The organism is Bradyrhizobium sp. MV1.5, from assembly GCF_055807615.1.
Genome location: NZ_JBVVPL010000015.1, coordinates 43,710 through 70,375 on the forward strand (window position 1 = coordinate 43,710; position 26,666 = coordinate 70,375).

27 protein-coding genes are annotated in these 26,666 nt (G+C 64.3%); 18 read left to right on the forward strand and 9 right to left on the reverse strand.

All coding sequences use genetic code 11. From position 1 onward, the window contains the following. Position 1: 1 nt before the first annotated feature. Both AC0L2J_RS16435 and AC0L2J_RS16440 read right to left on the reverse strand, forming a co-directional pair. Positions 2–466: an SRPBCC family protein gene (locus AC0L2J_RS16435; RefSeq protein WP_473392004.1), complete on the reverse strand. Its 465-nt coding sequence runs from the start codon at positions 464–466 to the stop codon at positions 2–4. Continuing rightward, entirely contained in the window at positions 463–798 is a 336-nt protein-coding gene (locus AC0L2J_RS16440; protein ID WP_063995808.1) for an ArsR/SmtB family transcription factor, read from the reverse strand. Before AC0L2J_RS16440 ends, AC0L2J_RS16435 begins: the two co-directional genes overlap by 4 nt. A 109-nt stretch (positions 799–907) precedes the next feature. On the opposite strand from AC0L2J_RS16440, the gene AC0L2J_RS16445 reads away from it, so the two are divergent. The 6 genes from AC0L2J_RS16445 to AC0L2J_RS16470 all read left to right on the forward strand — a co-directional run bounded on the left by AC0L2J_RS16445 (position 908) and on the right by AC0L2J_RS16470 (position 6,952). Continuing rightward, a complete protein-coding gene (locus AC0L2J_RS16445; protein ID WP_156527101.1) occupies positions 908–1,603 on the forward strand; it encodes a TetR/AcrR family transcriptional regulator in 696 nt (231 codons plus the stop codon). Continuing rightward, positions 1,600–2,388 carry an HlyD family secretion protein gene (locus tag AC0L2J_RS16450; RefSeq protein ID WP_063995809.1) on the forward strand — a complete coding sequence of 263 codons (789 nt, stop codon included), beginning with the start codon at positions 1,600–1,602 and terminating at the stop codon, positions 2,386–2,388. The genes AC0L2J_RS16445 and AC0L2J_RS16450 overlap by 4 nt, the downstream gene beginning before the upstream one ends. Next, positions 2,385–3,317 carry an ABC transporter ATP-binding protein gene (locus AC0L2J_RS16455; RefSeq protein ID WP_007611975.1) on the forward strand — a complete coding sequence of 311 codons (933 nt, stop codon included), beginning with the start codon at positions 2,385–2,387 and terminating at the stop codon, positions 3,315–3,317. Before AC0L2J_RS16450 ends, AC0L2J_RS16455 begins: the two co-directional genes overlap by 4 nt. Beyond that, positions 3,314–4,477: an ABC transporter permease gene (locus tag AC0L2J_RS16460; protein WP_473392010.1), complete on the forward strand. Its 1,164-nt coding sequence runs from the start codon at positions 3,314–3,316 to the stop codon at positions 4,475–4,477. The genes AC0L2J_RS16455 and AC0L2J_RS16460 overlap by 4 nt, the downstream gene beginning before the upstream one ends. A 31-nt stretch (positions 4,478–4,508) precedes the next feature. Continuing rightward, entirely contained in the window at positions 4,509–5,816 is a 1,308-nt protein-coding gene (locus AC0L2J_RS16465) for an adenylate/guanylate cyclase domain-containing protein (RefSeq protein WP_007611971.1), read from the forward strand. A gap of 221 nt (positions 5,817–6,037) precedes the next feature. After that, positions 6,038–6,952 carry a PhzF family phenazine biosynthesis protein gene (locus AC0L2J_RS16470; RefSeq protein WP_473392014.1) on the forward strand — a complete coding sequence of 305 codons (915 nt, stop codon included), beginning with the start codon at positions 6,038–6,040 and terminating at the stop codon, positions 6,950–6,952. Between the two features lie 146 nt (positions 6,953–7,098). Here AC0L2J_RS16470 and AC0L2J_RS16475 read toward each other — a convergent pair whose 3' ends face one another. Next, the gene (locus AC0L2J_RS16475) at positions 7,099–7,560 is read right to left on the reverse strand and encodes a DUF488 domain-containing protein (RefSeq protein WP_473392017.1); all 462 of its coding nucleotides are present in this window, start codon (positions 7,558–7,560) and stop codon (positions 7,099–7,101) included. Between the two features lie 22 nt (positions 7,561–7,582). Beyond that, positions 7,583–8,404, reverse strand: a complete 822-nt coding sequence (locus AC0L2J_RS16480; RefSeq protein WP_007611963.1) for a DUF72 domain-containing protein — start codon at positions 8,402–8,404, stop codon at positions 7,583–7,585. 117 nt (positions 8,405–8,521) lie between these two features. On the opposite strand from AC0L2J_RS16480, the gene AC0L2J_RS16485 reads away from it, so the two are divergent. From AC0L2J_RS16485 to AC0L2J_RS16500, 4 genes are all read left to right on the forward strand, one after another. After that, on the forward strand, positions 8,522–8,902 hold the full coding sequence (locus tag AC0L2J_RS16485; RefSeq protein WP_473392022.1) for a hypothetical protein: 381 nt from the start codon (positions 8,522–8,524) through the stop codon (positions 8,900–8,902). A gap of 89 nt (positions 8,903–8,991) precedes the next feature. Continuing rightward, the gene (locus AC0L2J_RS16490) at positions 8,992–9,195 is read left to right on the forward strand and encodes a hypothetical protein (RefSeq protein WP_007611954.1); all 204 of its coding nucleotides are present in this window, start codon (positions 8,992–8,994) and stop codon (positions 9,193–9,195) included. A gap of 274 nt (positions 9,196–9,469) precedes the next feature. After that, the gene (locus tag AC0L2J_RS16495) at positions 9,470–10,603 is read left to right on the forward strand and encodes a glycosyltransferase family 2 protein (protein WP_007602465.1); all 1,134 of its coding nucleotides are present in this window, start codon (positions 9,470–9,472) and stop codon (positions 10,601–10,603) included. Between the two features lie 6 nt (positions 10,604–10,609). Next, a complete protein-coding gene (locus AC0L2J_RS16500; RefSeq protein ID WP_473392028.1) occupies positions 10,610–12,112 on the forward strand; it encodes a glycosyltransferase family 39 protein in 1,503 nt (500 codons plus the stop codon). A gap of 26 nt (positions 12,113–12,138) precedes the next feature. On the opposite strand, the gene AC0L2J_RS16505 is transcribed toward AC0L2J_RS16500, so the two are convergent. Then, positions 12,139–14,028 carry a CHASE2 domain-containing protein gene (locus AC0L2J_RS16505; RefSeq protein ID WP_473392031.1) on the reverse strand — a complete coding sequence of 630 codons (1,890 nt, stop codon included), beginning with the start codon at positions 14,026–14,028 and terminating at the stop codon, positions 12,139–12,141. A 104-nt stretch (positions 14,029–14,132) separates the two neighbouring features. Continuing rightward, the gene (locus AC0L2J_RS16510) at positions 14,133–14,657 is read right to left on the reverse strand and encodes a FecR domain-containing protein (RefSeq protein ID WP_473392034.1); all 525 of its coding nucleotides are present in this window, start codon (positions 14,655–14,657) and stop codon (positions 14,133–14,135) included. A 656-nt stretch (positions 14,658–15,313) separates the two neighbouring features. Here AC0L2J_RS16510 and AC0L2J_RS16515 point away from each other — a divergent pair. Beyond that, positions 15,314–16,387: a DUF2778 domain-containing protein gene (locus tag AC0L2J_RS16515; RefSeq protein ID WP_473392037.1), complete on the forward strand. Its 1,074-nt coding sequence runs from the start codon at positions 15,314–15,316 to the stop codon at positions 16,385–16,387. Positions 16,388–16,455: 68 nt separating this feature from the next. On the opposite strand, the gene AC0L2J_RS16520 is transcribed toward AC0L2J_RS16515, so the two are convergent. Both AC0L2J_RS16520 and AC0L2J_RS16525 read right to left on the reverse strand, forming a co-directional pair. Beyond that, positions 16,456–17,280, reverse strand: a complete 825-nt coding sequence (locus AC0L2J_RS16520) for an SDR family NAD(P)-dependent oxidoreductase (RefSeq protein WP_473392040.1) — start codon at positions 17,278–17,280, stop codon at positions 16,456–16,458. A gap of 22 nt (positions 17,281–17,302) precedes the next feature. Next, the gene (locus tag AC0L2J_RS16525; protein ID WP_473248644.1) at positions 17,303–18,136 is read right to left on the reverse strand and encodes a MurR/RpiR family transcriptional regulator; all 834 of its coding nucleotides are present in this window, start codon (positions 18,134–18,136) and stop codon (positions 17,303–17,305) included. A 183-nt stretch (positions 18,137–18,319) separates the two neighbouring features. On the opposite strand from AC0L2J_RS16525, the gene AC0L2J_RS16530 reads away from it, so the two are divergent. From AC0L2J_RS16530 to AC0L2J_RS16560, 7 genes are all read left to right on the forward strand, one after another. Continuing rightward, positions 18,320–19,564, forward strand: a complete 1,245-nt coding sequence (locus AC0L2J_RS16530; RefSeq protein WP_063995819.1) for an ABC transporter substrate-binding protein — start codon at positions 18,320–18,322, stop codon at positions 19,562–19,564. A 106-nt stretch (positions 19,565–19,670) separates the two neighbouring features. Beyond that, positions 19,671–20,591 carry a branched-chain amino acid ABC transporter permease gene (locus tag AC0L2J_RS16535; RefSeq protein WP_063995820.1) on the forward strand — a complete coding sequence of 307 codons (921 nt, stop codon included), beginning with the start codon at positions 19,671–19,673 and terminating at the stop codon, positions 20,589–20,591. 5 nt (positions 20,592–20,596) lie between these two features. Further along, positions 20,597–21,640: a branched-chain amino acid ABC transporter permease gene (locus tag AC0L2J_RS16540; protein WP_473248645.1), complete on the forward strand. Its 1,044-nt coding sequence runs from the start codon at positions 20,597–20,599 to the stop codon at positions 21,638–21,640. Further along, positions 21,637–22,380 (forward strand): ABC transporter ATP-binding protein, encoded by a 744-nt coding sequence (locus AC0L2J_RS16545; RefSeq protein ID WP_473392045.1) that lies wholly within the window; start codon positions 21,637–21,639, stop codon positions 22,378–22,380. Before AC0L2J_RS16540 ends, AC0L2J_RS16545 begins: the two co-directional genes overlap by 4 nt. Then, the gene (locus AC0L2J_RS16550) at positions 22,377–23,078 is read left to right on the forward strand and encodes an ABC transporter ATP-binding protein (protein ID WP_473392047.1); all 702 of its coding nucleotides are present in this window, start codon (positions 22,377–22,379) and stop codon (positions 23,076–23,078) included. Before AC0L2J_RS16545 ends, AC0L2J_RS16550 begins: the two co-directional genes overlap by 4 nt. Beyond that, the gene (locus AC0L2J_RS16555; RefSeq protein WP_204511621.1) at positions 23,079–23,738 is read left to right on the forward strand and encodes an ATP-binding cassette domain-containing protein; all 660 of its coding nucleotides are present in this window, start codon (positions 23,079–23,081) and stop codon (positions 23,736–23,738) included. A 27-nt stretch (positions 23,739–23,765) separates the two neighbouring features. Continuing rightward, the gene (locus AC0L2J_RS16560; protein ID WP_473392050.1) at positions 23,766–25,202 is read left to right on the forward strand and encodes an NAD-dependent succinate-semialdehyde dehydrogenase; all 1,437 of its coding nucleotides are present in this window, start codon (positions 23,766–23,768) and stop codon (positions 25,200–25,202) included. 18 nt (positions 25,203–25,220) lie between these two features. Here AC0L2J_RS16560 and AC0L2J_RS16565 read toward each other — a convergent pair whose 3' ends face one another. Then, a complete protein-coding gene (locus tag AC0L2J_RS16565; RefSeq protein WP_473392054.1) occupies positions 25,221–26,585 on the reverse strand; it encodes a caspase family protein in 1,365 nt (454 codons plus the stop codon). Positions 26,586–26,666 lie beyond the last annotated feature (81 nt).

Genomic DNA, 26,666 nt, shown 5'->3' on the forward strand with positions numbered 1-26,666 from the left:
CTTACTTGTCTTCGCCGCTGATCTCATCGAGCTGGCGGACGACCTTCTTCCAGCCGCCGCTCATGCCCGTGTAGGCGGATTCGTTCCTGGGCATGACGAAGCCCGCATGAACCAGACGGATCCGCGTGCCGGCCTCGACCGGGGTGAGGGACCACGTCACGACAGTGTCGAGCGGCGCGCCGTAACCGGTGTTGCGCTCATCCCCGCCCTTCCACGCGTAGACGAGGCGGCGGTTCGGCATGACCTCCAAGACGCGGCAATGGATGACGCCATCCCAGGCGCCGCCCGGCGTGGTCTGGTAGGTGAAAGTGTTGCCTTCGACGGCCTCGAAACCGGTCGGCGGCATCAGCCAGCGCGCGATCAGCTGGGCGCTGGTCAGCGCCTTCCAGATCGTCTCCGGTGCGTGAGGGAGCACCTCGTCGAGGACGATGTCTTTTGTCTCGGCTTTCAATTCAACAGCACTCACGGATCGATCTCCTTCAAGAGGTCACGCAGGTTCTGGAAGCGCTCGCGCCAGAACACGCCGTAATGGTCCATCCAGGAGACCAGCGGTTCGAGGCCTTGCGGCGCGGCACGGTAATAGACGTTGCGGCCCTCGGCACGCTCGGCGACGAGGCCGGCCTGCTTGAGGGACTTCAAATGTTGCGAGATCGCGCCTTGCGTCACGCCACTTCCGCGCGTGAGCTCGGCGACGCTGATCTCCCTGCTCTCGAAGACGCGCTCGAACACGGCGCGCCGTGTCGGATCGGCGAGGGCGCGCATCACGGTGGTCACGGGATTTGGAGCGGCTTCGATCATAGGATTAAGATTAGTATATGCTAATGAATTAGTCAAGGCTAATTTGTTTGTCAGATTGGGTCCGCCGTGCTGTCTTGACTATGACTGACTAGTCAGTCAAATATTGCGCATGACCAGAAAGCCCACCAAAGCCGCCACGCCACCCGCAGCTCGCGCCGACGCGAAGGCCAATTCACGCGCTGGCAACGACGCCATGCCCGCGTCGAGCCGCGCCACGCGTGCGGCGGAACGACGTGCGGCGATCGTGGAGGCCGCGATGGAGGAATTCATCGCGCGCGGCTTTGCCGCCACGCGGCTCGACGACATCGCGAAGCGCGCGGGTGTCGCCAAGGGCACCATCTACCTGCACTTCAAGGACAAGGAATCGATGTTCGAGGAGCTGGTGCGGACGGTGATCGTGCCTGTCGTGACCCGGTTGACGGCATTGCCGCCACCGGCGGGCTCGGTGCGCGATCTCGTCGAGGCGTTTGCCAGCAACTTCCTGAAGGAGGTCATCGGCACCAGGCGCGGCGATCTCGTGCGCCTGATCGTGGCCGAGGGGCCACGGTTTCCCTCCGTGGCCGATTTCTACTACCGCGAGGTTGTCTCGCGCGGCATCGCCGCCATGCGCGCGCTGATCGAGCTCGGCATTGCCCGCGGCGAGATACGCCAGAAGAACCTGGCGCATTATCCGCAGATCCTGGTCGCACCCGCGATGATCGCGGTGATCTGGCAGAGCCTGTTTGCGCGGCACGCGCCGCTCGACGCGCAGGACATGCTGCGCGTTCATCTCGATTTGATTTTTGGCGAACGGAGCACGACATGAGGTCGTCGCAGGCAATTTTCAGACTTGCATTGGCTATCCTGCTCGCGATTGCACTGGCGGCCTGCAAGGACAAGCGTGAGCCCGGCTTCCAGGGCTGGGTCGAGGCCGACATGATCTTCGTCAGCCCGGACGAGGCCGGCCGCGTGACGAAGCTGAACATCCGCGAGGGCGACGAAGTCAAGGTCGGCGATCACCTCTATTCCGTCGATGACGATCTCCAGCTTGCCGATCTCAACCAGAACAAGGCGACGCTGGCGAATGCGCAGCAGACCTATGACCGCGCGGCCTCGCTGAGCAAGACCGGCTCGGGCACGCAGGCCAATCTCGACTCGGCCGTCTCCGCCTTGCGCGTCGCCGAGGCGCGGGTGGCGACCTCGGAGACGCGGATGGCGCGGCGCAAAGGGTTTGCGCCAGTCGCCGGCACCATCCAGCAGATCTATTTTCGCGAGGGCGAGATGGTGGCGGCGCAGCGGCCGGTGCTCTCGATCATGCCGCCCGGCAACATGAAGCTGCGCTTCTTCGTGCCGGAGACCGAGCTGCCGAAGCTTGCGATCGGCGATACCGTGCGGATCGCGTGCGACAATTGCGCCGCCGATCTCACCGCAAAGATCTATTTCATCGCGACTTCGGCCGAATACACGCCGCCTGTCATCTATAGCCTCGAGGAGCGCAACAAACTCGTCTATCTGATCCAAGCGCGGCCTTCGCGCCCCGATGCGCTGCGTGTCGGACAACCCATCGACGTCCATTTCAATCCAAAGACTCCGGTGGCGGACAAGCGATGAGCGGCGCCAATGGCATTGCGATCGACGTCAAGGGCCTGACCAAATCGTTCGGCGGCCGCGAGGTCGTGCACGATCTGTCGATGCAGGTGAAGCGCGGCTCGATCTACGGCTTCCTCGGCCCAAACGGCTCCGGCAAGACGACGACCATCCGCATCCTCTGCGGCCTGCTCACGCCCGACAGCGGCGAGGGCACCTGCCTCGGCTACGACATCAGGCGCGATGCCGAAAAGATCAAGCGCCAGGTCGGCTACATGACCCAGCGGTTCAGCCTCTATCAGGATCTCTCAGTCCGCGAAAACCTCGAATTCGTCGCGCGGCTGTACGGCCTTCGCGATGCACGCGGCGCCGCGCGCGACATGATCAAGCGGATCGGGCTCTCGGGGCGCGAGGAACAGCTCGCGGGCGAGCTCTCCGGCGGCTGGAAGCAGCGGTTGGCGCTGGGTGCCTGCACATTGCCGAGTCCGAAACTGCTGCTGCTCGACGAGCCGACCGCCGGCGTCGACCCGAAGGCGCGGCGCGATTTCTGGAACGAAATTCATGCACTCGCGGCCGACGGTCTCACCGTGCTGGTCTCGACCCACTACATGGACGAGGCCGAGCGCTGTCACGAGATCGCTTATATCGCCTATGGCCATCTGCTCGTGCACGGCACCGTGGAGGAGGTGATCGCGAAATCCGCGCTGACGACCTACACCGTGACGGGCGAGGACCTGAACGAGCTCGCGGCTGCGCTCACCGGCAAGCCGGGAATCGACATGGTGGCGCCGTTCGGCACGTCGCTGCACGTCTCCGGCCGCGACGTCGCCGCGCTCGAAGCCAGCATCGCACCATGGTGCGAGAAAAGCGGGCTGCACTGGCACAAATCGTCGCCGTCACTGGAAGATGTGTTCATCGAGTTGATGGGCCGTTCCAAGGACAATTTCCAATGACCGCCGTCGATCGTCCCGAACCACGGCACGCGATCCGGGAGCGCTTCGGCTTCTGGAGGCGCTCCTATGCGATGCTGATCAAGGAGTTCATCCAGCTCAGGCGGGACCGGGTGTCGTTTGCGATGATCGTGATGCTGCCGGTGATGCAGCTGCTCTTGTTCGGCTACGCCATCAACACCACGCCGCACAATCTGCCGAGCGCGGTGCTGCTCCAGGAGGACTCCGATCTCGCACGCTCGATCCTGAAGGCGCTGGAGAACACCGCCTATTTCCGCTTTCTCTACGAAGTCCACGACGTCGAGGATTTCGACAATCTCCTGAAATCCGGCAAGGTGCTGTTCGGCGTCGAGATCCCGCGTGGCTTCGAGCGGGCAGTGCGGCGCGGCGATAAGCCCGCGCTGCTGGTCGCGGCCGACGCCACCGATCCAGTGGCGGCGAGCGCGGCGATCGGCTCGCTCGGCATGGTCGTGCAGACCGCGCTCAAGCACGATCTCTACATCGGAGATCCTCCTGAGATGCCGTTCGAGATCCGCGCGCACGCCCGCTACAACCCCGCCGCCGCGTCGAGCCTCAACATCGTGCCGGGCCTCGTCGGCACCATCCTGACCATGACCATGCTGATCTTCACCGCGCTCTCGGTCACGCGCGAGGTCGAGCGCGGCACGATGGAGGCCCTGCTGTCGATGCCGATCAAGCCGGTCGAGGTGATGTTCGGCAAGATCATTCCCTACGTGCTGGTCGGTTTCGTCCAGGCGTTCCTCATCATCGGCATCGGGGTCGGCGTGTTCGGCGTGCCGGTGCTCGGCAATCTGTTCCTGTTGGCCCTGCTCTCGACGCTGTTCATCACGACCAACCTGGCGATCGGGTATACGATCTCGACGCTGGTGCAGAACCAGCTCCAGGCGATGCAGATGTCGATGATGTTCTTCCTGCCGAGCATCTTGCTGTCCGGCTTCATGTTCCCGTTTGCCGGGATGCCGGCCTGGGCGCAATATGTCGGTGAGTGCCTGCCACTGACGCATTATTTGCGCATCGTCCGCGCCATCATGCTGAAGGGCGCGAGCATGCAAAATTTGCGTTTCGATGCGTTGGCCCTGGCTGTCCTGATGCTGCTCGCCATGACCATCGCCGTGACGCGCTTCCGCCGCACGCTGGATTGAGGCAAGATGCCCCTGGAATCAAGGGGGCGGAATGGTCAGTTTTGCGAGCAGGAAGGCCCGGCAACACGCCGTGATGTCCGAGGACTTCGAGCGCGAGCTGACGCGGGAGGTGCTGCGGACCGAGCTGTTGCGGGTGAGGGCGCTGATCATGACGGGCTGCGTCATGATGCTGTTCCTCACTGCGATCAACCTGGTCGATCCCGCCGTCGTCGGCCGGGTCTGGCGCGGCACCGAAGGGCTGGCCGAGGTCTACGGCCTGCTCGTCGGCTTCATCCTGTTCGAGGTCTGGGTCCACACCCAGATCAGGAAGAACCTCAAGCTAGATCGCGATCTGCCGGTTGTCAGGCGCTATATCGGCGCGCTGATCGAAACCTCGGTACCCACGGTGATCCTGATCCTCCAGATCCGGACCATGGGCGCGAATCAGGCGCTGGGCTTCGCGGTGCCACTGATCTATTTCATCTTCGTCATCCTCTCGACCCTGCGGCTGGATTTCTGGCTCTCCACCTTCACCGGTTTTGTCGCCGCGGCCGAGCTGTTCGCCGTGGCGCTGATCTTCGATCCTGCCAGCGGGAGCGGCGAGCCGCAGATCTATTTTCACGCGGTACGAAGCACCATCATCCTGATCTGCGGCGTGCTTGCAGGCGCGGTCGGTGCGCAGCTCCGCCGCCAGTTCGCCGCGAGCATTGCGGCTGCGACCGCGCGCGACCGGGTGACTAACCTGTTCGGCCAGCACGTTTCGCCGCAGGTCGTCGAGCGGCTGATGGCGGCAGGGACAAGCGCCGCCGGCGACCTACGCCGCGTCGCCGTGATGTTCGTTGATTTCCGCGGCTTCACCGCCGGCGCGCAGTCGCGCACTCCGCAGGAGGTGGTCGACCGGCTCGACGGCGCCTTCGCCGTGCTGGTCGACATTCTCGACCGCGAGGGTGGCATCGTGAACAAGTTTCTGGGCGACGGCTTTCTCGCGCTGTTCGGTGCGCCGCTCGAGGCCTCCGACGCCGCGCACCGCGCGGTCGCCGCGGGCCGCGAGATGCTGACCGCGATGGAGCGCATCAACGCGCAGACGAGCTGGCCGCTCAGAATCGGAATCGGCATCCATTTCGGCGAGGTCGTCGCCGGCAATATCGGCTCGCCCCGGCGCAAGGAATACACCGTCATCGGAGACACCGTGAACTTCGCTTCCCGGCTGGAGGCGCTGAACAAGGAGTTCGGTTCGCAGCTCCTGATCTCGGCGGCTGTGCGCGAGGCGCTGGGCGAGGACGGCAGCGATGCCGTCGCGCTCGGCGAGGTCGAGGTGCGCGGCTATGAGCAAAAGGTGGCAGTGTTTCAATTGGGGTAACCGGTCTTCAAGCGCGAGTTGCGCTTCGGTGAAGGCGCGTGATGGACTATCTCCGCTAGCTTTCGGGTCTTGCATTGTGGAAGCCGGCTCTCGGCTTCAACGCGTCATCGCGATTGCTCCGATTGCACCGAATTGTGGGGCATGACGAGCGGTGCCGCCGGCTTGTAGACTGGCGCGCGATGCGGCCGGTTGCGGCCGCGCCTTGCATGAGGGAATGAAAGATGCAGCGCCGCTACATCACCGTCGACGTGTTCACCGACCGCGCCTTCGGCGGCAACCAGCTCGCCGTGGTACTCGATGCCGGCGGGTTGTCGACCACGCAAATGCAGGCGATCGCGACCGAGTTCAACTATTCCGAGACGACCTTCGTGCTGCCGCCGCGCGACAAGGCGAACGATGCCGAGGTGCGCATCTTCACGCCTGTCAGGGAGCTTCCTTTCGCGGGCCATCCCAATGTCGGTACCGCCTTCGTGCTTGCGACGATCGCGAAAGAGCCGAAGCCGCGCCTGCGGTTCGAGGAGAAGGCGGGGCTGGTGCCCGTCGATATTGTGCGCGACCAGAGCCGCGTGATCAGCACCGAGCTTACCGCGCCGCAGCCTCTGACCCGCCTGTCGCAATTGTCTGCCGCCGATGCCGCGAGCTGCATCTCGCTCAGTGCAGACGACATCAAGGTCGACCGTCACGCGCCACAGGTCGTCAGCGTTGGAACGCCGTTTCTGGTGATTGAGGTGAACTCGCGCGATGCGCTCAAGCGGGCGCGGCCCGACGCGGCGGCCTTCGGCAAGGTATTTCCGTGCGACGGCGCGTTCTCGGCGTGGTTCTATACGCGCGATGTGCCCGCGGCGGAGGCGCCGTGCCAGCGGCAGGCGCGCATGTTCATGCGCGGCGCCAGCGGCCTCACCGAGGATCCCGCCACCGGCAGCGCCACGGTCGCAGCGGCCGCGCTGTTCGCCGAGCTCGATGCCACGCGCGATGGCGAATTGAAGCTCACGGTCGGCCAGGGCTTTGACATGGGCCGGCCGAGCCACTTGCTGACGCGCGTGCGCAAGCAGGACGGCAAGATCGTCTCCGCTCATGTCGGCGGGCAATGCGTGCAGATGATGGAAGGGACGTTTAGGCTCGCTGGGGAGGGGTAGGTAGCCGCTCTCTCCCCGTCATCCTGAGGTGCGAGCTCTAGCGAGCCTCGAAGGATGTACGGCCGAGGTGCTGCATTGGCGTCACGCCGTCGTCCTTCGAGGCATTCGCTTCGCTACGGCACCTCAGATGACGGCTACGGCGGCAGCTACATCTGCCGTCCCGCCAAATTCTTCACGGTCACGCCACCCCGATCCTCGATGATCTCCGCAATCATCCGGCGGTGGCAATGGGTGTGATCGCGCTCGTAGCAGAGCAGGCAGACGGGGCCGGCTTTCTTCACCAGTGCCGAGAGTTCGTCCATCTGCTCCCTGGCTTCCGGCGTTTTCAGGTGCTTTGAGAAAATCTTCTCCAGCACATCGTATTGCCCGCTGCGGGCGGCGAGGCGGCCTTCCTTCGGCGTGCCGAGCGCGGCGAGGTGGACATAGGCGATGCCGCGTTCATCGAGGCCCGCGGACAACTGCTTCTTGGAAAAGCCGGGCCGGCGCGATGACGTCACCGCGCGCACGTCGACCACCAGCTTGACGCCGGATTGCTCCAGCTCGTCCAGCACCGCCTTGGGCGGCGTCTGCTCATAACCGATGGTGAAGAGTTTTTTCGGCTTTGCCATGAGACACCTTTAGCGAAACACCTCAACTCACTCGCGCGATCAGTTCCATGGCGCCGGCCGGCGCACGCACCTTGCCCTCATGGATGACATAGGCGAACACGTCGCGGGGCTCCTTCTTCGGCTTGGCCTTGTCGACCTTCGGCAGGTCGTCGGGTTCACTTCCCTCGGCCCAGTCCTGAAAGCGCTTGGCCCAGGCATCGAGCTGCTTCGGCGGATAGCACGTCTTGATCTCGTCATTGCCCTTCTGCAGCCGGGCATAGACGAAATCGCCGGCGACGTCGGCGATCGCCGGATATTTGCCGTGCTCGGCGAAGACGACGGGCGTCTCGAATTCGCGGATCAGCGCGACGAAGTCCGGCGTGCAGAAACTGTCGTGACGGACCTCGACGACGTGGCGCAGCGCGCGTCCGTCGAGCTTGCGCGGCAACAGCTCGAGGAATTTGCCGAAATCGGCGCCGTCGAATTTTTTGGTCGGCGCGAACTGCCACAGCACCGGCCCAAGATGATCGCCGAGTTCCAGCACGCCGGAATCATAGAACCGCTTGATGGAATCTCCGGCCTCGGCCAGCACACGCCGATTGGTGGCGAAGCGCGGTCCCTTGAGTGAGAACACGAAACCATCGGGCACCTCGCTCGCCCATTTGCGAAAGCTCTCCGGTTTCTGCGAGCCGTAATAGGTCCCGTTGATCTCGATCGAGGTCAGCTTCGAGGCGGCGTAGGACAGCTCCTTGGCTTGCGTGAGCTTCTCCGGATAGAACACACCGCGCCAGGGCTCGAAGGTCCAGCCGCCGATGCCGATGAAGATGTTGCCGGATTTTTTGGACGCGGTTTTTGCTTTGGCCACGGGAGGATCTCGGATGACGGGAGGAGGACCTCCATCCTAATCAAACCAGTTGTGATTGGCCAGTTTCGACGTCCAGTCTAAGCTTGCGACGGGATCTGCGAAGAAATGGAGAACAAGATGCGGATGCTGATAGTGGGAGCGGCGCTCGTCATGATGACATCTGCTGCCATGATATCTTCAGTCATGGCCGACGATGACGATGCCAAGGGTGCGCAGAAGCTCGCCATGCAGGGCCGCGACGATTATTGGCATTGCCTGGCGCGGGAATATTCGCGCGACGGCAATCAGGGCCTGTCGGAACAGGATTTTGGCCGCTCCGTCGCCGGAGCCTGTCCGTCGGAGCGGCAATATTACCGGGTGGCACTGCTCGATTATCTCACCACGCAATATCCGGCTATCGATGCCGGCGCCCATCTCGCGACCGCGAACAGGGCGGTGGAGGCGGCGCAGAAGGACATCGTGATGGCCTTCGTCAAGCACAAGCCGCCGCAGAAATAGCCCATTGAACCGGTGCGTCCGGCAAGCCCTTCCGGCAGCGCGCTCATCCATGGTATCACTGGGCGCATCTGGAACAGGGATGGGTTTCCATGTCGTCTGAGTCCGTGGGGGGCATTTTGGGCGCGATCGTCGCGGCGATCGTGCTCGCGGTCGCCGTCGTCTTTGGGCCGATCGGCCAGTACGGCAAGCCGCCCAAACCTGCGAAGGCTGAGCCGGCCGGGGTTGCGGCGCCGGCGGCCCCTGCCGCGCCCGTGCCGCGAGGGCCGGTAATCAAGGAAGTCCCGAACCAGTAAGGGCGTGAAAAAGGCCTCTTTCGACCCTTGTAAAGCGGCGTTGCCGTTCCCATTTAGCTTCTAACGGCGACGTTGAGCGAAAAACTCCGGCGCTGGAACGACCTTGGAATAGCACAGGCTGCGCCGGATGTACGCGCAGCCCGCCGTTCCGGGGTCGTTGGCATTTTTGGGCCCCTTTTGGGCCGCTCCCCAGAGAAACCCCGGCTTGCCAGCACAAGTTCTTGCCAGCACAAGTTCTTGGCAGCACAGGACGTGGCGGATATACGCTGCCGTCATGAATCAAGCGATCAGACCGGGCTCCGATACCCCACAGGCGGCCTCGCCGGCGCCGGAATTGTCGGTCGTCGTCCCGACCTTCAACGAGCGCGACAATGTCACGGTGCTGTACCGGCGGCTGGAGGCAGTGCTGGCCGGCATCGCCTGGGAGGTCGTGTTCGTCGACGATAATTCGCCTGATGGCACTTGGGACGTCGTGCGTGCGCTGGCCCAGCGCGACAGCCGCGTGCGCTGTGTCCGCCGCATCGGCCGCCGCGGCCTGTCGGGGGCCTGCATCGAGGGCATCCTGGCCTCCAGCGCGCCCTATGCAGCCGTGATCGACGCCGATCTCCAGCACGACGAGACGCAACTGCCGAAGATGCTGTCACTGCTCGCAAGCGGGCAGGCCGAACTCGTGGTCGGCAGCCGCTACATCGAGGGCTACAAGAGCGAAGGCTTCAACAAGCAGCGCGCCGGCGCCAGTGCGCTGGCGACGGAACTCGCCAGGAAAGCGCTGCGGGTCGAGATCGCCGATCCCATGAGCGGCTTCTTCATGGTTCGCCGCGACCGTTTCGAGCAGCTCGCGCCGAAACTTTCCGTTCACGGCTTCAAGATCCTGCTCGACCTCGTCGCGAGCGCGAACGGCACCTTGCGCGCCATCGAAATTCCCTACACCTTCGGTGAGCGTCAGCACGGCGAAAGCAAGCTCGATTCCATGGTCGCGCTGGATTTTCTTGGCCTGGTGCTGGCGAAGTTCACCAACGATGCTGTCTCGTTACGCTTCCTCCTGTTCGCGATGGTCGGCGGCATCGGCCTCGTGGTGCATCTCACGACGCTGTTCATATCACTCGAGCTGTTCAAGGAACCGTTCGCGGAAGCGCAGGCCTCCGGCGCCATCGTCGCGATGACCAGCAATTTCGTTCTCAACAACTTCCTCACCTATCGCGACCAGCGGCTGAAGGGCTTTGCGCTGCTGCGCGGCCTGATCGCGTTCTACATCGTGTGCAGCGTCGGCCTGCTGGCCAATGTCGGCGTCGCCTTCTCGGTCTACGACCAGGAGCCGATCTGGTGGCTTGCGGGCGCGGCCGGGGCGCTGATGGGCGTGGTGTGGAACTACGCGATGTCCGGACTGTTCGTCTGGCGCAAGAAATAGCTCACGATGGGCGGGGCTGATGCGCGGATCGTCCGCAATACGGCGCTGGTGATCCTTGCGCTGGTCGGCTTGCGGCTCGTCGCAGCCGCCGTCACGCCGATCACCTTCGACGAAGCCTATTACTGGATGTGGTCGCAGAACCTCGCCGGGGGATATTACGACCACCCGCCGATGGTTGCCTACGTCATCCGCGCCGGCACCCTGATCGCGGGTGACACCGAACTCGGCGTCCGGCTGGTCTCGATCCTGCTCGCGCTGCCGATGAGCTATGCGATCTATCGCTCCGCCGCGATCCTGATCGGCGGCGCGCGGGTGGCCGCGACCAGCGCCATCCTGCTCAACGTGACGCTGCTGGCCTCGGTCGGCACGCTGATCGTCACGCCCGATGCGCCGCTGCTGGTTGCCTCCAGCTTCGTGCTGTTCTTTCTCGCCAAGGTGCTGGAGAGCGGCCGCGGCGTCTGGTGGCTCGCGGTCGGCGCAGCCGTCGGCGCAGCGCTCCTGTCGAAATACACCGCGATGTTCTTCGGGCTGGCGATCCTGATCTGGCTCGCTGCCGTGCCGAAACTGCGGCACTGGTTTCTCTCGCCCTGGCCGTATCTGGGCGGTTGCGTTGCGCTGGCGCTGTTCGCGCCGGTGATCCTCTGGAACGCCGATCATCAATGGGTGTCGTTCGCAAAGCAGCTCGGGCGCGCCAGGATCGAGGATTTTCGTCCGGTCTTCATTGCCGAGCTGATCCCGACCCAGATCGCGTTCGCAACCCCGCTGGTGTTCATCCTCGGCGCGATGGGGCTGCACGCCCTGACCTGGCGCCGGGCCGGCGCGCTGGCCTCGCGCGTGCTGATCGAGACGATGTTCTGGACCATCGTCGTCTATTTCATCTGGCATTCCCTGCATGCCCGCGTCGAGGCCAACTGGTTCGCGCCCGTCTATCCGCCCTTCGTCATCGCGGCGGCCGCCGCCGCCAATCTCGTGCAGTGGAAGCCGCGGCAGCGTCGCCTGGTGGATTTCTGCCTGCGCTGGGCCGCACCCACCGGCATCGTGATGTTTGCCGCGCTGATCGTGCAGGCCAACACCGGCTGGCTGTCCGGCTATCGCCGCGATGCGACCGTGCGCAGCGTCGGCGTCGGCTGGCGCGAGCTCGCTGCCGAAATCGAAGCGGTGCGCGTCCGCAATGGCGCGACCTGCGTGCTTGCGCCGGACTACGGCACGACAGGCTGGCTTGCCTTCTATCTGCCGCGCGGCAGCTGCGTGGCGCAGCAGAACCAGCGCATCCGCTGGGCCAACATGCCCGAGCCGGATACAAAGCTGCTTGCGGGCAAGCTGATCTATGTCGATGAGCTGCGTCCTGACGGCCATCCCGCCGTCCACGATCTCTTTGCGAAGGTGACGCAGGTCGCGCAATTGCAGCGCAAGCGCGGCCCGCTCGTCATCGAGACTTACAGCATCGATCTGCTCGAAGGCGCCAAGGGCGACGTGCTGGACCGCTCGCCACCGCCGGAAGCGCGGTAGCTCTTCGTCGGAACGACGGCGAAGGTTCAGTTGATCATCTCGGCCTTGGTCGCGGCGTGGTTCGGCCTGTCCTGGTCGCGCCAGAACCAGACGGTCACGACGCCGGAGCGGCCGCGGACCTGCGTGAGCAGGGGGCCCGACAGAACGCCGTCGGGACCGCCCTGAAAGTCGGCCGCATCCAGCAGCGTATCGCTGAGCGCGAGGCGCGCGCCGTTCTGAACGGCAACCTCCATCAACCGGCTCGCGACGTTGACGGTGTCGCCCGTCGCCGTGATGTGCTGATGGCTTTCGCCGAGGCGCGAGGCGACGATCGGGCCGAAATGCGCGCCGATCTTGAAGCCGAGCTGATCCCGCATCGCAGGCGGCAACGATGCGATCCAGCGTTCGACGCCACGGTGCAGGTCGATCGCGCATTTCAGCGCGCGCGCGGCGTCGTCGGGCATCGCGCCGGGCAGGCCGAACAGGATCATGGCGCCGTCGCCGAGAAAGCCGCTGATCATGCCACCGCAATCGACCGCGGTCTTCTCGACCAGCGCGTGAAACGCCTTCAGAATGTCCTGGAGTTCGCCCGGATCGATCCGCTCGCTCAGTGCCGTGAAGCCGGAGAGATCGATGAAGACCATTGCTGCGTCCTGCCGGACGGGTTTCGACAGGAAATTCGGATCGCGCGCCAACCACTCTTGCACCGCCGGCGCCTGGAATTGCGCGAGCGACCGGCTCTTGGCTGCGAAATATTGCGTGCGGCGGCCTCCCGCCCATAATTGCACGCCGGCAAAGACCGCAACCGGCGGCGCTGCTGCGGCGAGCGTGGTCGCGGCGTTCAGCCAGACGCCGTGCGTGAACGCGAACAGATTGAAGCCGGCCCAGGCGATCATCACCGCGGCCGCCGCCATGATGCCGAGCGCGCTGCGCCGCCAGGCGAGCAGGCCCACCAGCAGCATCGGCAACAGGATCGCGATGAGTGCGTCGGCGATGTGGACCTTGCGGTCGCGCACGATGCTGTCGCCGGCAACCAGATGGGTGATCGCCGTGGAGACCACTTCGACGCCGGGCATCAGAGATTCGAACGGCGTCGGGTAGAAATCGCCGCCGCCGGCGACGGAGGCGCCGATCACGACGATCCGGTTCTCGATCGCCGCGCGATTGAGCGTGCCGTCGAAGATGCTCTGTGCGCTGACGGTGCGGATGGTCCGGCGCGGGCCGTAATAGGTGATCGGCAGCGCGAAGTCGGTATCGGTCGGCACCGCGCGGTCGCCGAGCATCAGATGGTCCGGCGCGATCGTCAGCGACTTGTCGAGCGCGCGCGCCGCGACCCGCAACGGGAAGGACAGCTCGACCTTGTCGCTGGTCCGGAACAGCATCGGCACCGAGAGCGGCGAGCCCGATTGTCCGGTCGCAACGTTGACGACGCCGACCTCGGCATGATCGGCGAACGCCGGCAAGGGCAGCAGGAAGCGCTCGGCCTGCGGCAGGGCGGCGAGGGGACCTTGGCCGCTGGTCTCCACGGTCTCACTGGCGGACGGGAAGATCGCCGCGGCGGCAAGAACCATGGGACCGGTAGCCAGCGTATTTGCCAGCGTGGCGTCGCCGATCGCAGCGCTGCGGTCGACCAGGAGCAGGTCGATCGCGACGACCTTCGGCTTGAACTGCACGATGGTGTCGACGATTCGGGCGAGATCGGCCCGCGGCAGCGGGTAGCTGCCGCCGCGCTTCACGACGGTGTCGTCGATCGCGACGATGGTGACGAGATCGGGCGGAACCCGCACGCCGCGGACCTGAGTCCGCCAATCCGTCAGCGTCGCCTCGAGGCGATCGAGAAAGCGCAGACGACCGTTGGCGTGACCGGCATAGATGCCCGCGCCCCACAGCGCGGTGAGGACGAGTGCCACCAGGATCTGAACGCGTCGGCTACTCATGTGGTCGTGTTGCAATTTTTTCTATCGTCCAAATGCTGTTCGCCGGGCCCAGGTTACCCGAACTTATTGGCCTGGTTTTATTGACCTGGTCTCGTGACCTAGCCCTATTGACCAAGTCTTGCCATCAATGCGTCGACGCGCGGCTGGCCCCATGTCTTGACCGTCAACGCGCCTGTCGCTTCCACGTCGACGCCTTCGCCACGGCCTAATACCACGCTGCGCCCGCCGCTCCTGCGGCTCACGCCGACACGGCCGTCAGCCACGAAGACGGAGGTCTTGGCCTCCGCGACATCGACCGCCCATTTCGTGCCGCGCACCGCGGCGATCGCCTGCGGCGTCAGGACCTTGAATGGATTGCCGCCGGGCTTCTTGGGCACCTCGACCAGCAGCGCTTTGCTGCTCAACTCCACGGAGTCTATATGTCCGTCGCGGTTAGCGTCCTTAAGTTCAAATCTGGCACCGCTTTCGGCAACGATCGTGACGCCGTTGTCGCAGCGCCAGGTCTGCGTACCGGCAGCAGACGGCGCCGCCGTGCAGCCCACATTGGCGGCAGGTTGGGCAATCGCATGTCCGATCAACAGAAACGACCCCGCCAGAGCGAAAAGCCCTGCGCGCGCGAACTCTCTCATGCCAGCCTCCGTTTGCGTGTCAGGCACAGTTCAAAGCGATGTTGATACGGTACCGTATCACACGCAGAGGCTGCTGAAAAGTGCCGGTTGCCGTAGCTATTTTCTCGCTGCGGCCTTTTCCAATGCGGTGCGATCAACTTTCGGTCAGGGCACCGGCTCGCGTGCGCGGTGTGTGATGTGGCTGCTGCCAACCGCGCTGCGGCTGCGGAGGAGAGGGTGCTGTGCGCACCAGCCTCGCGCAACGTTTGCCCGCTATCTTCCGGGTATTGAAGACCACGAAAACGACTTGGTTGGATGGCCTTAGAGATGCGGCCGGAGACGGTCGCCGGCAACGCCAAATCCCGCCGAGAATCATGGTTAATAGACGCGCTTAAGTCCGTAGTCCTGCGGGCTTTTTTCTCGAAATGGGACGACCCGAACGGGTTGCCCCACATCCGCCCGAACTTAATCCGCATTTAACTAAAAGTGGCCTTAATGACGCTCCGACCCTCTGCGAAATGCTGTTCCCGGATCGTGACCAGCGGCGCTTCGAAGGGGGACTGAGTGACACCGTTCTGGACGCAAGGCGAATGAGTACGAGTATCGCTGCGCAAGGCATCGCGGCACGAAAGTCCAAAGGATTCTCGAGCACTTCTTATCGGAAGCCTTCCCGGAAAATGACGACCCACAACGTGCTTGGCGCCGCCGTGATCGGCTGCATCGTGCTTGGCGCCGGCTGGACCGTCTACAGCAACATCTTCGCCGCCAGCGTCTATCCGACGGTCGGCAGCAGCGGCTACGACGAGCCCGTGATCAAGCGCGCGCCCAGGGTCGCGCTCCGCGAAGCGGGTGAGGCCGTCAAGGAAGCCTTTGCGCTCTTGTCCGACCGGTTGCAGGTGGCAGCGCCGATCTCGCGCGAGATGTTCAACGATCGCTTTGCCGCGGCTGCGACCCAAGGCGTGACATCGAATGCGGCCAGCGCCGCGCCCGCAACCAAGGTCGCCGAAGCCAAGGACGCGCCGAAGCCGAGCGTGATCGCGAGGGTCGCGGAAGTCCTGAAGCCAGGTCCCGCCAAGATCGCTGACGCCGCCAAGTCCAAGCGCGGCGCCGACGCGCCGGTGCAGCTTGCCTCGGCGGATCCGGCCGAGATCGTGCCGGCGCCTGAGGCGAAGCCAAGATCGATTGCCGATCGCGCCAAGGCTGCGGTGATGTCGATCACCGGACCGCGCCAGTCGATGGTGGAAAAGCTCTGGGGCAAGCGCGAGCCGTCCGGTGGGCTGCTCGCCTATGCCTCGGCCGACGCCAGCGTAACCGCATCCATCGCGCCGAGGGAGCAGAACCCCATGCTCGGCGGTTCGGCGCCCTATGAGCGCGACACCGCGGTCTACGACATCTCCGCCAAGGCGGTTTACTTGCCAGACGGCACCAAGCTCGAGGCGCATTCCGGCCTCGGCTCCAACCTCGACGACCCGCGCTCCTCGCGCGTCCGCATGCGCGGCGTGACGCCGCCGCACATCTACACGCTGAAGCCGCGCGAGGCGCTGTTTCACGGCGTGCCTGCGCTGCGCCTGACCCCGATTGGCGGTGAGAGCGCGATCTACGGCCGCGACGGCCTTCTCGCGCACACCTTCATGCTCGGGCCGAATGGCGATTCCAACGGCTGCGTGTCCTTCAAGGATTATTACGCGTTCCTCGACGCCTACCGCAACAAGGGCATCCGCAAGCTCGCGGTGCTGGCGCGGGTGGACTAGGCTCAGTCAATTCGAGATCACGCAAAAGGGCCGCCTGCAGCGGCCCTTTTTCGCTTCGCGCCTGCGTTTTAGCCCGGCCAGCACTGCCCGCCGCCGTCGATCCGCAGCACCTGGCCGGAAACGAAGGCGCCCATGGGGCTTGCGAAGAATTCGACAACGCGCGCAACCTCGTCGACCGTCGCGATCCGGTCGAGCGTGCCGGTCTCGACCATTCTGTCGGGGTCGACTGCGCGCGTTCCGAGGAAGCGGCCGGTGCGGGTATCTCCGGGCGCGATGCAGTTGACGGAGATATCGTAGGGGCGGAGCTGGTCGGCCAGGCATCGCGTGTAGTGGGTCACGCCGGCCTTCGACACCGCATAGATCGAGCCCTGAGTACGCCCCTTGAAAGCGGCGACCGAGCCAAGCGTGACGATGCGGCCGCGTCGGCGCTCCATCATGCCGCGCGCGACCGCCTGGCATGTCAGGATGGTGGAGAGCAGATTGCGCTCCAGCACCGCGCGCACATCGGCCTCCTTGATGTTCACCGCATCGTTCGGATCGGGCTTGCCGCCGCCGGCCGCGATATCGCCGCCGGCATTGTGCACGAGAATGTCGATCGGGCCGAGTGCCGCTTCGGTCTCCGCGATGACGCGTGCGATGTCCTCGCCCTTGGTGAGATCGCCGAGCACGCGCTGGCTGCGAACGCCGAATTCCCGTCCGATCTCGGCGGCGACCGCGGTGAGGGTGGTGCCCTCGCCATATTCGGCCGGCCCGTTCTCGCGCATGCCGTGGATGGCGAGGTCAGCGCCGAGCGCGGCAAGCTTCTCTGCAAACGCGCGGCCGAGCCCGCGCCCCGCGCCGGTCACCAGCGCAACTTTGCCCGCCAGAACCTTGTTGGTGTCATGCGATGCCATGATCTTGTTCCTGTTGTGACTATCAGTCGGCTGCGAGATCGAGGCCAATCGCCAACGCCTGCGCGAGGCACATCGGTGCGACAAGCGTGCGTAGCGCAGGCTCAGGCATGTCCTGGATCTCGAACACGACGCTCGCGCCCTCGACGATCGGGCTCAGGAGGCTGTCGGTGATGGAAATCGTGGGGACGCCCCGCGCGACGAGTTCAGGAAACAGCCGCGCCGTATCCGGATAGTAATTCCGGAAGCTGATCGCGACCAGTGCGTCCTCCGTGGTCGCGGCATGCGACTGCTCGTGGATGCTGCCGCCGGTGCCGTCGAGCAGGACGACACGCCGTCCCAGCTTGCGCAGCACGTAGGCCAGATGAATCGCAACCGGGAACGAGCCACCGAGGCCGAGCAGATAGATGTCGCGCGCCTTGGCAAGGATCGCGGTTGCGGCGTCGAGTTCGCGCGCATGCACGGATTGGCTCAGCGTGACCAGCGCCGATTGGGCTTCCGAGACAAAGCGCGACAATACCGCGGCCGGCTGGCGGCCGAGCACTGACTTCTCCTGGCTCTTCATGCGGGCGAGGCGCGACTTGTAGCTTGGCGCGACGCCGGCGACGAGGCGTGAGCGGAACACCTGCTGCATCTCGGTGAAGCCGCCGAACCCGAGCGCATGCGCGAAGCGAACGATCGCCGACGGCGGCACCCCCGAGCGCTGCGCCACCTCCGCCACGGTGCCGAGTGCGACATCGGTCGGGTGATCGAGCACGAACTCCGCGATCTGCTGCAGCCGGCCGGACAGCGCCCGGTGCCGCTGCGCAATCGCGCCGCGCAGTTCGTCATAACTCATGGCGCCAGCCGCCTTGTTCATCGAGTCGGATCTCCGGATCGGTCGCCTGTTTAACTGCATTTCCCCGTTTGGATCAAATATTCTACTTTACATAACAGATGGAATGAATATTCTAATCGCACAAAAAGCAAAAGGCTACTGAGACGGGAGGACACGATGAGAGGGCGTCAGATCTCACGGCGAAGCGTTCTGAAGGGCAGCTTGATGGCGAGTGTCATCGGCGGCACCGGCAGCTTCTTTGGGCCATGGCGGCAGAATCATGCCTGGGCGCAAGGCGCGAAACCGATCAAGCTTGGCCTGACCTGCGATGCCAGCGGTCAATACGGCAACAGCGGCCAGGATGATTTCCGCGGCATCAAGATGGCGATCGACGAGATCAACGCCAAAGGTGGCGTGCTCGGGCGCCAGGTCACGTTCATCACCGCGGACACCGAGACGACGCCAGCCACCGGCAGCCGCGTCGCCGAACGCTTCATCACGCGCGAGGACTGCACCATCCTGATCGGCGCGCTGCATTCGGGCGTCGCCAACGCCATCACGCAGGTCGCCAGCAAATACGGTGTGATCTACATGAACACCAATTCCTCCGCGCCCAGCGAAGCCGGGGAGAACTGCTCACGCGTGAAATTCGTCTGGGACGGCAACGGCACCAATTTTTCCAAGGCGTCGGTCAAGAACGCGGTGGACTCCATCGGCAAGAACTGGATGCTGCTGACCAATGACTATGTCTGGGGTCACACGACGTCTGCCGCGACCAGGACACAGGTCGAGAGCGCCGGTGGCAAGATCCTCGACAATCTGCTGGTGCCGCAGAACACGCGCGATTTTACTGCCTATCTGCTGAAGATCCAGCAGGCCAAGCCCGATGTCGTGGCGACCGCGGTTGGTGGCGACGATATCAAGGCATTGCGTGAGCAAGTGGCGCAGCTCAAGCTCGACGGCAAGCCGGCCTGGATCAACAACCAGCAGGACTGGCCCGACGTGTGGGGCGCGCCCGACAGCCTGTTCGGCGTGTTCGGCACGACCTGGTATCACAAGCTGCCGCTGCCCGGCGTCGCCGAATTCGTCAAGAAGTGGCAGGCCGCCAACAAGGACGGCCCGATCCCGGTGCCTGGCAACGTCTCCTACAACGGCTACATGTCCACGCGCGAACTGCTTCGTGCGATCGAGCGGGCAGGGTCGACCAACAACGTCAAGATCATCAAGGAGCTCGAGAACCTCAAGGTCTCGGCGACCGACCGCATGCAGCATTTCGACGCCTACATGGATCCGATGACGCACCAGATGCAGCAGACGATCTATCTGGCGCGGCGCAACGCCAAGCCGGCCGACAATACCGATCTGTTCGAGATCATCAGCTGGACGGAGCCGAAATCCGCCGCCGACGATGCGGCGGCCGGCAAGTGCAAGCTCACGCCCTACGAGCAGGTGCCGACCGTCGACTCCTGAAGACGGTGCGTCACATCGCACAACGAGCGGCGCGCGATCTCGTGCGCCGCGCACCGGGACCGTCGGCGTCCCGGGTGAAACATGCCAGTTGCGAGAGCCCAAAACCTTGTTCGACCTTCTTCCGCATCTCCTCAACGGCCTGACGCTCGGCCTGTTGTTCGCACTGATCGCACTCGGCTTCATGCTCATTGTCGGGCTGATGGAGCAGATCAACCTCGCGCACGGCTCGCTGTTCGCGCTCGGGGCTTATGTCGCCATGCAGCTCACGGGGCCGCGCCCGCCATTGCCGATGGAACTTGCGAATGCGTGGCTCGCGCTGCCGCTCGGCTGGCGCTATGCCGCCACGTTGGTCATCGCGCCCGTGATCGTGAGTCTGGTCGGCATGCTGATCGAGCTCTGCATGCGGCGCACTTACGGCAAGGATCCGCTCTACGGGCTGCTCCTGACCTTCGGCGCCGCGATGGTGATCGAGGAGATGATCCGCCTGGTCTGGGGCACGCGCGATTACGTGCTGCAGGTGCCGTCCGCCATCAATGGCGGCTTCCTGTTCGGCGATCTGATCTGGTCAACCTATCGCTTCTACGCAGCAGGTATCGCGGCCGGGATCATCGGCCTGGTCTGGCTGCTGATCGAAAAGACCTCGTTCGGCGCGACGGTCAAGGCCGGCGCTCATGACAGTGAGATCGTGCGCGCGCTCGGCATCAACCTGTCACGATTGCGGCTGCTGGTGTTCGTGTTCGGCACGATGCTGGCCGCGATCGCGGGCATCATCGTCGCGCCGATCTGGGGCATTCGTCCGCATATGGGGGTCGATGCCGTTATTCCTGCGTTCCTGGTGATCGTGCTCGGGGGCGTCGGCAGCTTTTGGGGTGCGGTCGCGGCCGGACTGCTGGTCGGCTTGTGTGTCGGCCTTGCCGGTGCCTACGCGTCCGAATGGTCGCTGTTGTCGATGTACATCTTGCTCGTTGCCGTCGTGACGTTCCGCGCGCGCGGCTTGTGGGGCAAGAAGAGCGTGCTCGAGGCCTAAAGGGAATGATTGTGAAATCAAAATCTTCACCGGACGCCGCGCGCCTCGTGACGCCGACGATGCTGGTGCTTTGGCTCGTGCTTGCAACGGTGCCGCTCTGGATCACGCGGGTCGGGCTCTATCCTTATCTGGGGATTGAGATCCTGATCTGGTCGCTCTATGCGCTCGCGTTCAATTTGGTGCTGGGCACCGCCGGACTTCCGTCGTTCGGTCATGGTGCCTATTTCGGCATCGGCGCCTATGCGTTCGGCCTCTGCCAGTTCGAAATCGTTGCCAATCTCTGGATATGTCTGATTGCCGCGGCCGCGGTCGCGGGCCTCGCCGGCGTGTTGGTGGCGATGTTCATCTCGCACCGGCGCGGCATCTATTACGCCTTCATGACGATTGCGTTCGGCCAGATCTTCTGGACGCTGGCGATCAAATCGCACCGGATCACCGGCGGCGAAGACGGTCTTCTCAAGATTAAACGGTTGCCGGCCGATTTCGGGCTTGTGTCGTTCGATCTCAACGACAATGTCGCCTTCTACTATTTCGTGCTCGCCGTCTTTGCGGTCGGCACCGCCGCGTTGTGGCGGCTAGTGAACTCGCCTTATGGCCGCGTGGTCGCTGCGATCAGGCAGAGCGAGGTTCGGGCAAGCCATCTTGGCTATAATGTGTGGCTCTACAAGGTCGCGGTCTTTGCGCTGTCGGCCGCAGTTTCGGGCTTTGCCGGCGGATTGTTCGCCATGGCTCAGCTCGCCGCATTCCCTGACGTCATGAGCCTGCATCAATCCGGCTACGTCGTGATGATGACGCTCGTCGGCGGTGGGCTTGTCAGCTTCTGGGGGCCGGTGATCGGCGTGTTTCTCTTCCTCACCGCCCGAGACGTGATCGGCGCGCTGACCAATGCCTGGATGCTCTATTTTGGTCTCCTGTTCATCGCGATCGTGCTGTTTCGCCCCGAAGGCATTGCCGGCGCGATATCCGCTGCCGTGCAGCAACACTCACTTGGCGCCTTACGGCAGAGGGGTACGTCGGCGATGCGGCTGCTGTTCGGGAGCGGGCGATGAACATGATCGAGGCCGCAGCCGTTCATGTCCGCTTCGGCGATCGCGTCGTGCTGGAGAGCGTCGATCTCGCGGTCGCGGAGGGGGAGTTTCACGGTGTGATGGGTCCGAACGGCGCCGGCAAGACCACGTTCTTCAACGTCCTTACCGGCCGGGTGAAGCCGAACCGGGGCCGAGTCCTGCTCGGCGGCGAGGATGTCACGGGCCTCAGCCCGCACCGCATCGCCGCCAAGGGCATCGCCCGCTCGTTTCAGATCATGACACTGTTCGACGAATTCTCCGCGCGTGACAACGTCATGATGGGCTTGCCCGAGTTTCGCGCCCGTGGCCACGATATCGCGCGCGCCGCAGCGGGCGATAGCCGGTTTGCCGCGAAGTCCTCCGAAGCGCTGGCGGCAGCCGGGCTCGTGGACAAGGGCGATATCCGCGCCAAGGACCTGTCTTATGGCGACCGGCGCGCGCTGGAGATCGCGGTCGCCCTGGCGCAGGCACCGCGCGTGCTGTGCCTGGACGAGCCGACCTCCGGCCTCGGCTCCGACGGGGTGCAGCGGCTCGCAGCCCTGATTGCCCGCCTGAAGGGGCGGCTGACCATCGTCGCCATCGAGCACGATATGGAGTTCCTGTTCTCGTTGGCTGACCGGATCTCGGTCATCCATTGGGGCCAGGTGGTGGCGCGCGGAACGCCACACGAACTGCAGCAGAACGAATGGGTGCGGCGCTCCAATCTCGGGAAGTTCGCATGATCCTCGAAGTGGACGCGGTCGATACCTTCTACGGCGAGACCCAGGCGCTGTTCGGCGCCTCGCTCGCCATCGGGCACGCCAAGGTGTTTGCGCTGCTCGGCCCCAACGGCGCCGGCAAGACGACCATGCTCCGCTCGATTCTCGGGCTGACGCGTCCGCGCCGCGGCTCGATTTGTTTCGACGGTCACGATGTCACGCGCGATCCGACCCACGAAATTGCGCGCGCCGGCATCGGCTGGGTGCCCGACGACCGACGGCTGTGCCCGACATTGACGGTCGCGCGCAACCTGTCGATCGCGCAAAAGCGCACGCGCTTTCGCCACTGGAGCGTCAAGGAGGCCGCTGCGATCTTCTCGCCGCTCGAATATCTCATGGAGCGCGACTGCGAAAACCTGTCGGGCGGCGAAATGCAGATGGTGGCGATCGCCCGCGCGCTGGTCGGCTCGCCGGGACTGGTGCTGTTCGACGAGCCGAGCCAGGGATTGGCGCCGAAAATCGTCGGCGACGTGCTTGCGACGATTCTGCGCATGAAGGACGAGGGCATTGCCTCGCTGGTTGTGGAGCAGAACGCCGAGATCGCGCTATCGGTCGCAGACCATGCCGCGGTGATCGATCGCGGCCGGATCGTCTGGACCGGGGAGGCCGCGGTCTTGCGGGATGATCGCGGGCTTCGTCAGCGCTTGCTGGGAGTACAATAAGTGGCCGCACCGCTGCTCGTTCTCGACGACGTTCGCAAGGTCTATACAAGGGGCCGCGTGATCCGCCGACCGACATTCACGCTACAGGCAAACCTGTCGCTGGACGAACCTGATATCGTTGGGGTCGTCGGCCCGAATGGCGCCGGCAAGACGACCTTGTTTGAGATGATGACGGGCTCGAACGCCCCGACCTCGGGACGCGTGCTGGTCGCGGGCACCGATATCCATGGTGTCAAATATCGGGAACGCGACCGGCTCGCGATCCACTATCACCAGTCCTATCAGGTCAGGCGCTTCCGCAAGCGCATTCCCTCCGCCTTCCTGGCGCCGTCCCCGACCCGGACGCCGCTGGTTCACCTGTTCGACGAACCGCAGTTCAACCTGCAGGATGGCTATATCGGCTTCATGCTCGATTTCTTCCGCAAGCTGCGTGATGAGGGGCGGCTGGTCGTTCTCTGTATGCATCCGACGGCGGCCTGGCACCTCGACATTCTCGCCGAGATTGCCGGGCGATTCCTCTTTGTGGCCGGCGGCGGCGTGACGCGCATGGCCGATTTCGGCGCTCTGGTCGCCGAGCCGCGCTTCCGCTCCTATCTTGGGCCGGAGATGACAAAGGCGGCGGACGCGATTTGTCACCGAGCCATTCCCATCCCGACCTAAGGCAGAAAACGACGACAGGAGAATCCGTTGGCCTATTCGAACACCGAGCTTTTCATTGGCGGCAAATGGCGACCGGCCCATTCGGGCAAGGTGATCGAGGTGCGCAATCCCGCGACCGAAGAGGTAATCGGCACCGTCGCCCATGCCGGACGGTCCGACCTCGACGAGGCACTCGCCGCAGCCAGCGCCGGCTTCAAGATCTGGCGAAACGTTGCCCCCTTCGAGCGCTGCCGGATCATGCGCAAGGCCGCCGCGATCATGCGCGAGCGCAATGACGAGATCGCGCCGCTGCTCACGATGGAGCAGGGCAAGACTCTTGGCGAGGCCAAAATGGAGGCGATGGCTGCCGCGGACGTGATCGAGTGGTTTGCGGAAGAAGCCAAGCGCGCCTATGGCCGGCTGATCCCGGCGCGCGGCCCGGGCATCTACCAGATCGCGATGAAGGAGCCGGTCGGTCCGGTCGCGGCGTTCACGCCCTGGAATTTTCCGATCAATCAGGTCGTGCGCAAGCTCTCCGCCGCACTCGGCGCCGGCTGCTCAATCATCGTCAAGGCCCCGGAGGAGACGCCGGCCTCGCCCGCACAGCTGATCCGCGCGTTTGCGGACGCCGGCGTGCCCGATGGCGTCATCAACCTTGTTTACGGAGTTCCTGCCGAGATCTCCGAATATCTCATTCCGCATCCGGTGATCCGCAAGATCTCGTTCACCGGCTCGACGCATGTCGGCAAGCAGCTCAATGCGCTCGCGGGCCTGCACATGAAGCGCGCCACCATGGAGCTCGGCGGTCATGCGCCCGCGATCGTTTTCAAGGACGCCGACGTTACGTCGGCTGCGAAGATTCTGGCGGCAGCAAAATATCGCAATGCCGGACAGGTTTGCATCTCGCCGACTCGGATGCTGGTGCAGGATGACGTGTTCCGTGAATTCGTCGACACCTTTGTCGACAGCGCCAAGTCGTTCAAGGTCGGCAACGGGCTCGACCCCGAATCCAAAATGGGCTCGCTTGCCAATCCGCGCCGTGTCACCGCCATCGAAGGCATGGTGCAGGATGCCGTCGGCAAGGGTGCAAAGCTCGAGACCGGCGGCAAACGCGTTGGCAACAAGGGCCATTTCTTCGAGCCGACCGTGGTGAGCGACGTGCCGAAAGATGCGCGCGCCATGAACGAGGAGCCGTTCGGCCCGCTCGCGCTGATTTCGCGCTTCTCATCCTTCGACGAGGTGGTCGAGGAGGCCAACCGCTTGCCGTTTGGGCTGGCGTCCTACGCCTTCACAAGCTCGGCAAAGACGGCGGCCGCGATCGGTTCGGCGGTCGAAGCCGGCATGATGTCGATCAACAGTTTTGGTCTCGCGCTGCCCGAGGTGCCGTTCGGCGGCATCAAGGATTCCGGCTACGGTTCGGAGGGCGGCACCGAGGCGATGGAGGGCTATTTCAACACCAAGTTCATCAGCCAGACGGGCGTGTGACCGGCGGGGGATGCGCAGCTAGCGTTTGACGAAGACCAGATTGCAGGCGCGTGCCTCGTTGCGCTTGCCGTTGCCACGAGTGCGGTCGAACTGTGCATCGACCGTAAAGGCGTATGGCGAGCCGGGCGCGAGATTGTTGAGGGTATAGGTGCTCGCCCCCGTCGTTCCGCGCGCGCTCAAGGTGGTCTTGCCGTCCGCCGGGATCTGGCCGTCGATCTCCAGCCGGTTGACGGCGCCCTGGCCCTGGGCGTCGGCATGAAACACGCCGTTCGCAACCGTGGCCGACAGGGCCCTGGTGAAGCCCTGCGCCTTGCCGGAGGCCAGGCAGTTCAACGTCACGTCCCAGTTGCCGTCATAATCCTTGCTGCCGCCGGTCCGGCCGTTGCCTGAAGGCGCGAGCGCCACCTTCTGCTTCAGGCCTTCAATTCGCGCCTTGGCAAGCGTGGCGAAGATGCAATTCGGAAATCTCGTGAGATGGTCCTCGTAGGCGCCAAGGGTGCCGATGCCGTCCGCGGCCTTCCAGTGCGCCTCTGCGGCTGTGCAGGGATCAGCCCGGGGTGCGGCTTGCGGCGCCGCTGGCGCCACCGTGACCGACACTGGTCCGTTCAAGTAGAACTTCCCGATGATTGAGAGCGACAGCTCCGGGAGCTGGGTCTTGCCGCTGGAATCGTAGACGTCGCTGCTGATGTCGCGAAAGACTTCGCCGATCTCCTGCGGCTCCTCGATGTGCTTCAGGAACGCCGTCGTGTAGGGACTGTTGCGACCGCTGCCATCGGCCGCGGTCTGCCCGGACTGGGTTGAGAACGACACGATCGTGCCGCGCGGTGCTTCGACCTTCGACAAGCCTCGCCCGATCGAGGCGGCGCGAGTCGCAGAGCGCTTCAGCATGTCGGCCAGTGGATTGTCGCGGCAGGAATCGAGGATGAGGATGCGCAGGTTCTTGGCCTGCTGAAGATCGTTCACGATGTCGTCCACCCGCACGAATCGCTTCAGGTCGGCTTCGTCGCTCAGAACGGCGTCGACAGGCATCAGATAGTTCACGCCGTTGTATTGCATCGCATGGCCGCTGTAGTAGAACATCGCGACGTCGGCTTTGCTCGCGGCGCGCGCGAAGCGGATGGTGAGGTCCTGCATGTCAGCCTGGCGCAGGTCGATGCCCTGGAGCACCTCGAAGCCGCTGCGCTTGAGCGAGGCGGCGACGTCTTCGGCATCGTGCGACGGATTGGGAAGCTTCGCCGTACTGGCATAGGCGCCATTGCCGATCACCAGCGCGACGCGGGTTTCTGCCGATGCCGGCGCAAGGAAAAGCCAGCAAGCCAGGAGGGCGAGACAGAGTCTGGCGAGGCAAAATCTGGCGAGGCAAAATCTGGAAAGAGCACGCATGAATGCCTTCCAAGGAAATGTAGAAAAATATCCCTCCAGATTAGCGCATGCCGCGCCGACATCAATGCCCCGCCAGAGAAA

Coding starts and splice junctions, on each gene's coding strand:
- AC0L2J_RS16440 (WP_063995808.1), bottom strand. CDS start 798: ATGATCGAAGCCGCTCCAAATCCCGTGACCACCGTGATGCGCGCCCTC.
- AC0L2J_RS16445 (WP_156527101.1), top strand. CDS start 908: ATGACCAGAAAGCCCACCAAAGCCGCCACGCCACCCGCAGCTCGCGCC.
- AC0L2J_RS16450 (WP_063995809.1), top strand. CDS start 1,600: ATGAGGTCGTCGCAGGCAATTTTCAGACTTGCATTGGCTATCCTGCTC.
- AC0L2J_RS16455 (WP_007611975.1), top strand. CDS start 2,385: ATGAGCGGCGCCAATGGCATTGCGATCGACGTCAAGGGCCTGACCAAA.
- AC0L2J_RS16460 (WP_473392010.1), top strand. CDS start 3,314: ATGACCGCCGTCGATCGTCCCGAACCACGGCACGCGATCCGGGAGCGC.
- AC0L2J_RS16465 (WP_007611971.1), top strand. CDS start 4,509: ATGGTCAGTTTTGCGAGCAGGAAGGCCCGGCAACACGCCGTGATGTCC.
- AC0L2J_RS16470 (WP_473392014.1), top strand. CDS start 6,038: ATGCAGCGCCGCTACATCACCGTCGACGTGTTCACCGACCGCGCCTTC.
- AC0L2J_RS16475 (WP_473392017.1), bottom strand. CDS start 7,560: ATGGCAAAGCCGAAAAAACTCTTCACCATCGGTTATGAGCAGACGCCG.
- AC0L2J_RS16485 (WP_473392022.1), top strand. CDS start 8,522: ATGCGGATGCTGATAGTGGGAGCGGCGCTCGTCATGATGACATCTGCT.
- AC0L2J_RS16490 (WP_007611954.1), top strand. CDS start 8,992: ATGTCGTCTGAGTCCGTGGGGGGCATTTTGGGCGCGATCGTCGCGGCG.
- AC0L2J_RS16495 (WP_007602465.1), top strand. CDS start 9,470: ATGAATCAAGCGATCAGACCGGGCTCCGATACCCCACAGGCGGCCTCG.
- AC0L2J_RS16500 (WP_473392028.1), top strand. CDS start 10,610: ATGGGCGGGGCTGATGCGCGGATCGTCCGCAATACGGCGCTGGTGATC.
- AC0L2J_RS16505 (WP_473392031.1), bottom strand. CDS start 14,028: ATGAGTAGCCGACGCGTTCAGATCCTGGTGGCACTCGTCCTCACCGCG.
- AC0L2J_RS16510 (WP_473392034.1), bottom strand. CDS start 14,657: ATGAGAGAGTTCGCGCGCGCAGGGCTTTTCGCTCTGGCGGGGTCGTTT.
- AC0L2J_RS16515 (WP_473392037.1), top strand. CDS start 15,314: ATGACGACCCACAACGTGCTTGGCGCCGCCGTGATCGGCTGCATCGTG.
- AC0L2J_RS16520 (WP_473392040.1), bottom strand. CDS start 17,280: ATGGCATCGCATGACACCAACAAGGTTCTGGCGGGCAAAGTTGCGCTG.
- AC0L2J_RS16525 (WP_473248644.1), bottom strand. CDS start 18,136: ATGAACAAGGCGGCTGGCGCCATGAGTTATGACGAACTGCGCGGCGCG.
- AC0L2J_RS16530 (WP_063995819.1), top strand. CDS start 18,320: ATGGCGAGTGTCATCGGCGGCACCGGCAGCTTCTTTGGGCCATGGCGG.
- AC0L2J_RS16540 (WP_473248645.1), top strand. CDS start 20,597: ATGATTGTGAAATCAAAATCTTCACCGGACGCCGCGCGCCTCGTGACG.
- AC0L2J_RS16545 (WP_473392045.1), top strand. CDS start 21,637: ATGAACATGATCGAGGCCGCAGCCGTTCATGTCCGCTTCGGCGATCGC.
- AC0L2J_RS16550 (WP_473392047.1), top strand. CDS start 22,377: ATGATCCTCGAAGTGGACGCGGTCGATACCTTCTACGGCGAGACCCAG.
- AC0L2J_RS16565 (WP_473392054.1), bottom strand. CDS start 26,585: ATGCGTGCTCTTTCCAGATTTTGCCTCGCCAGATTTTGCCTCGCCAGA.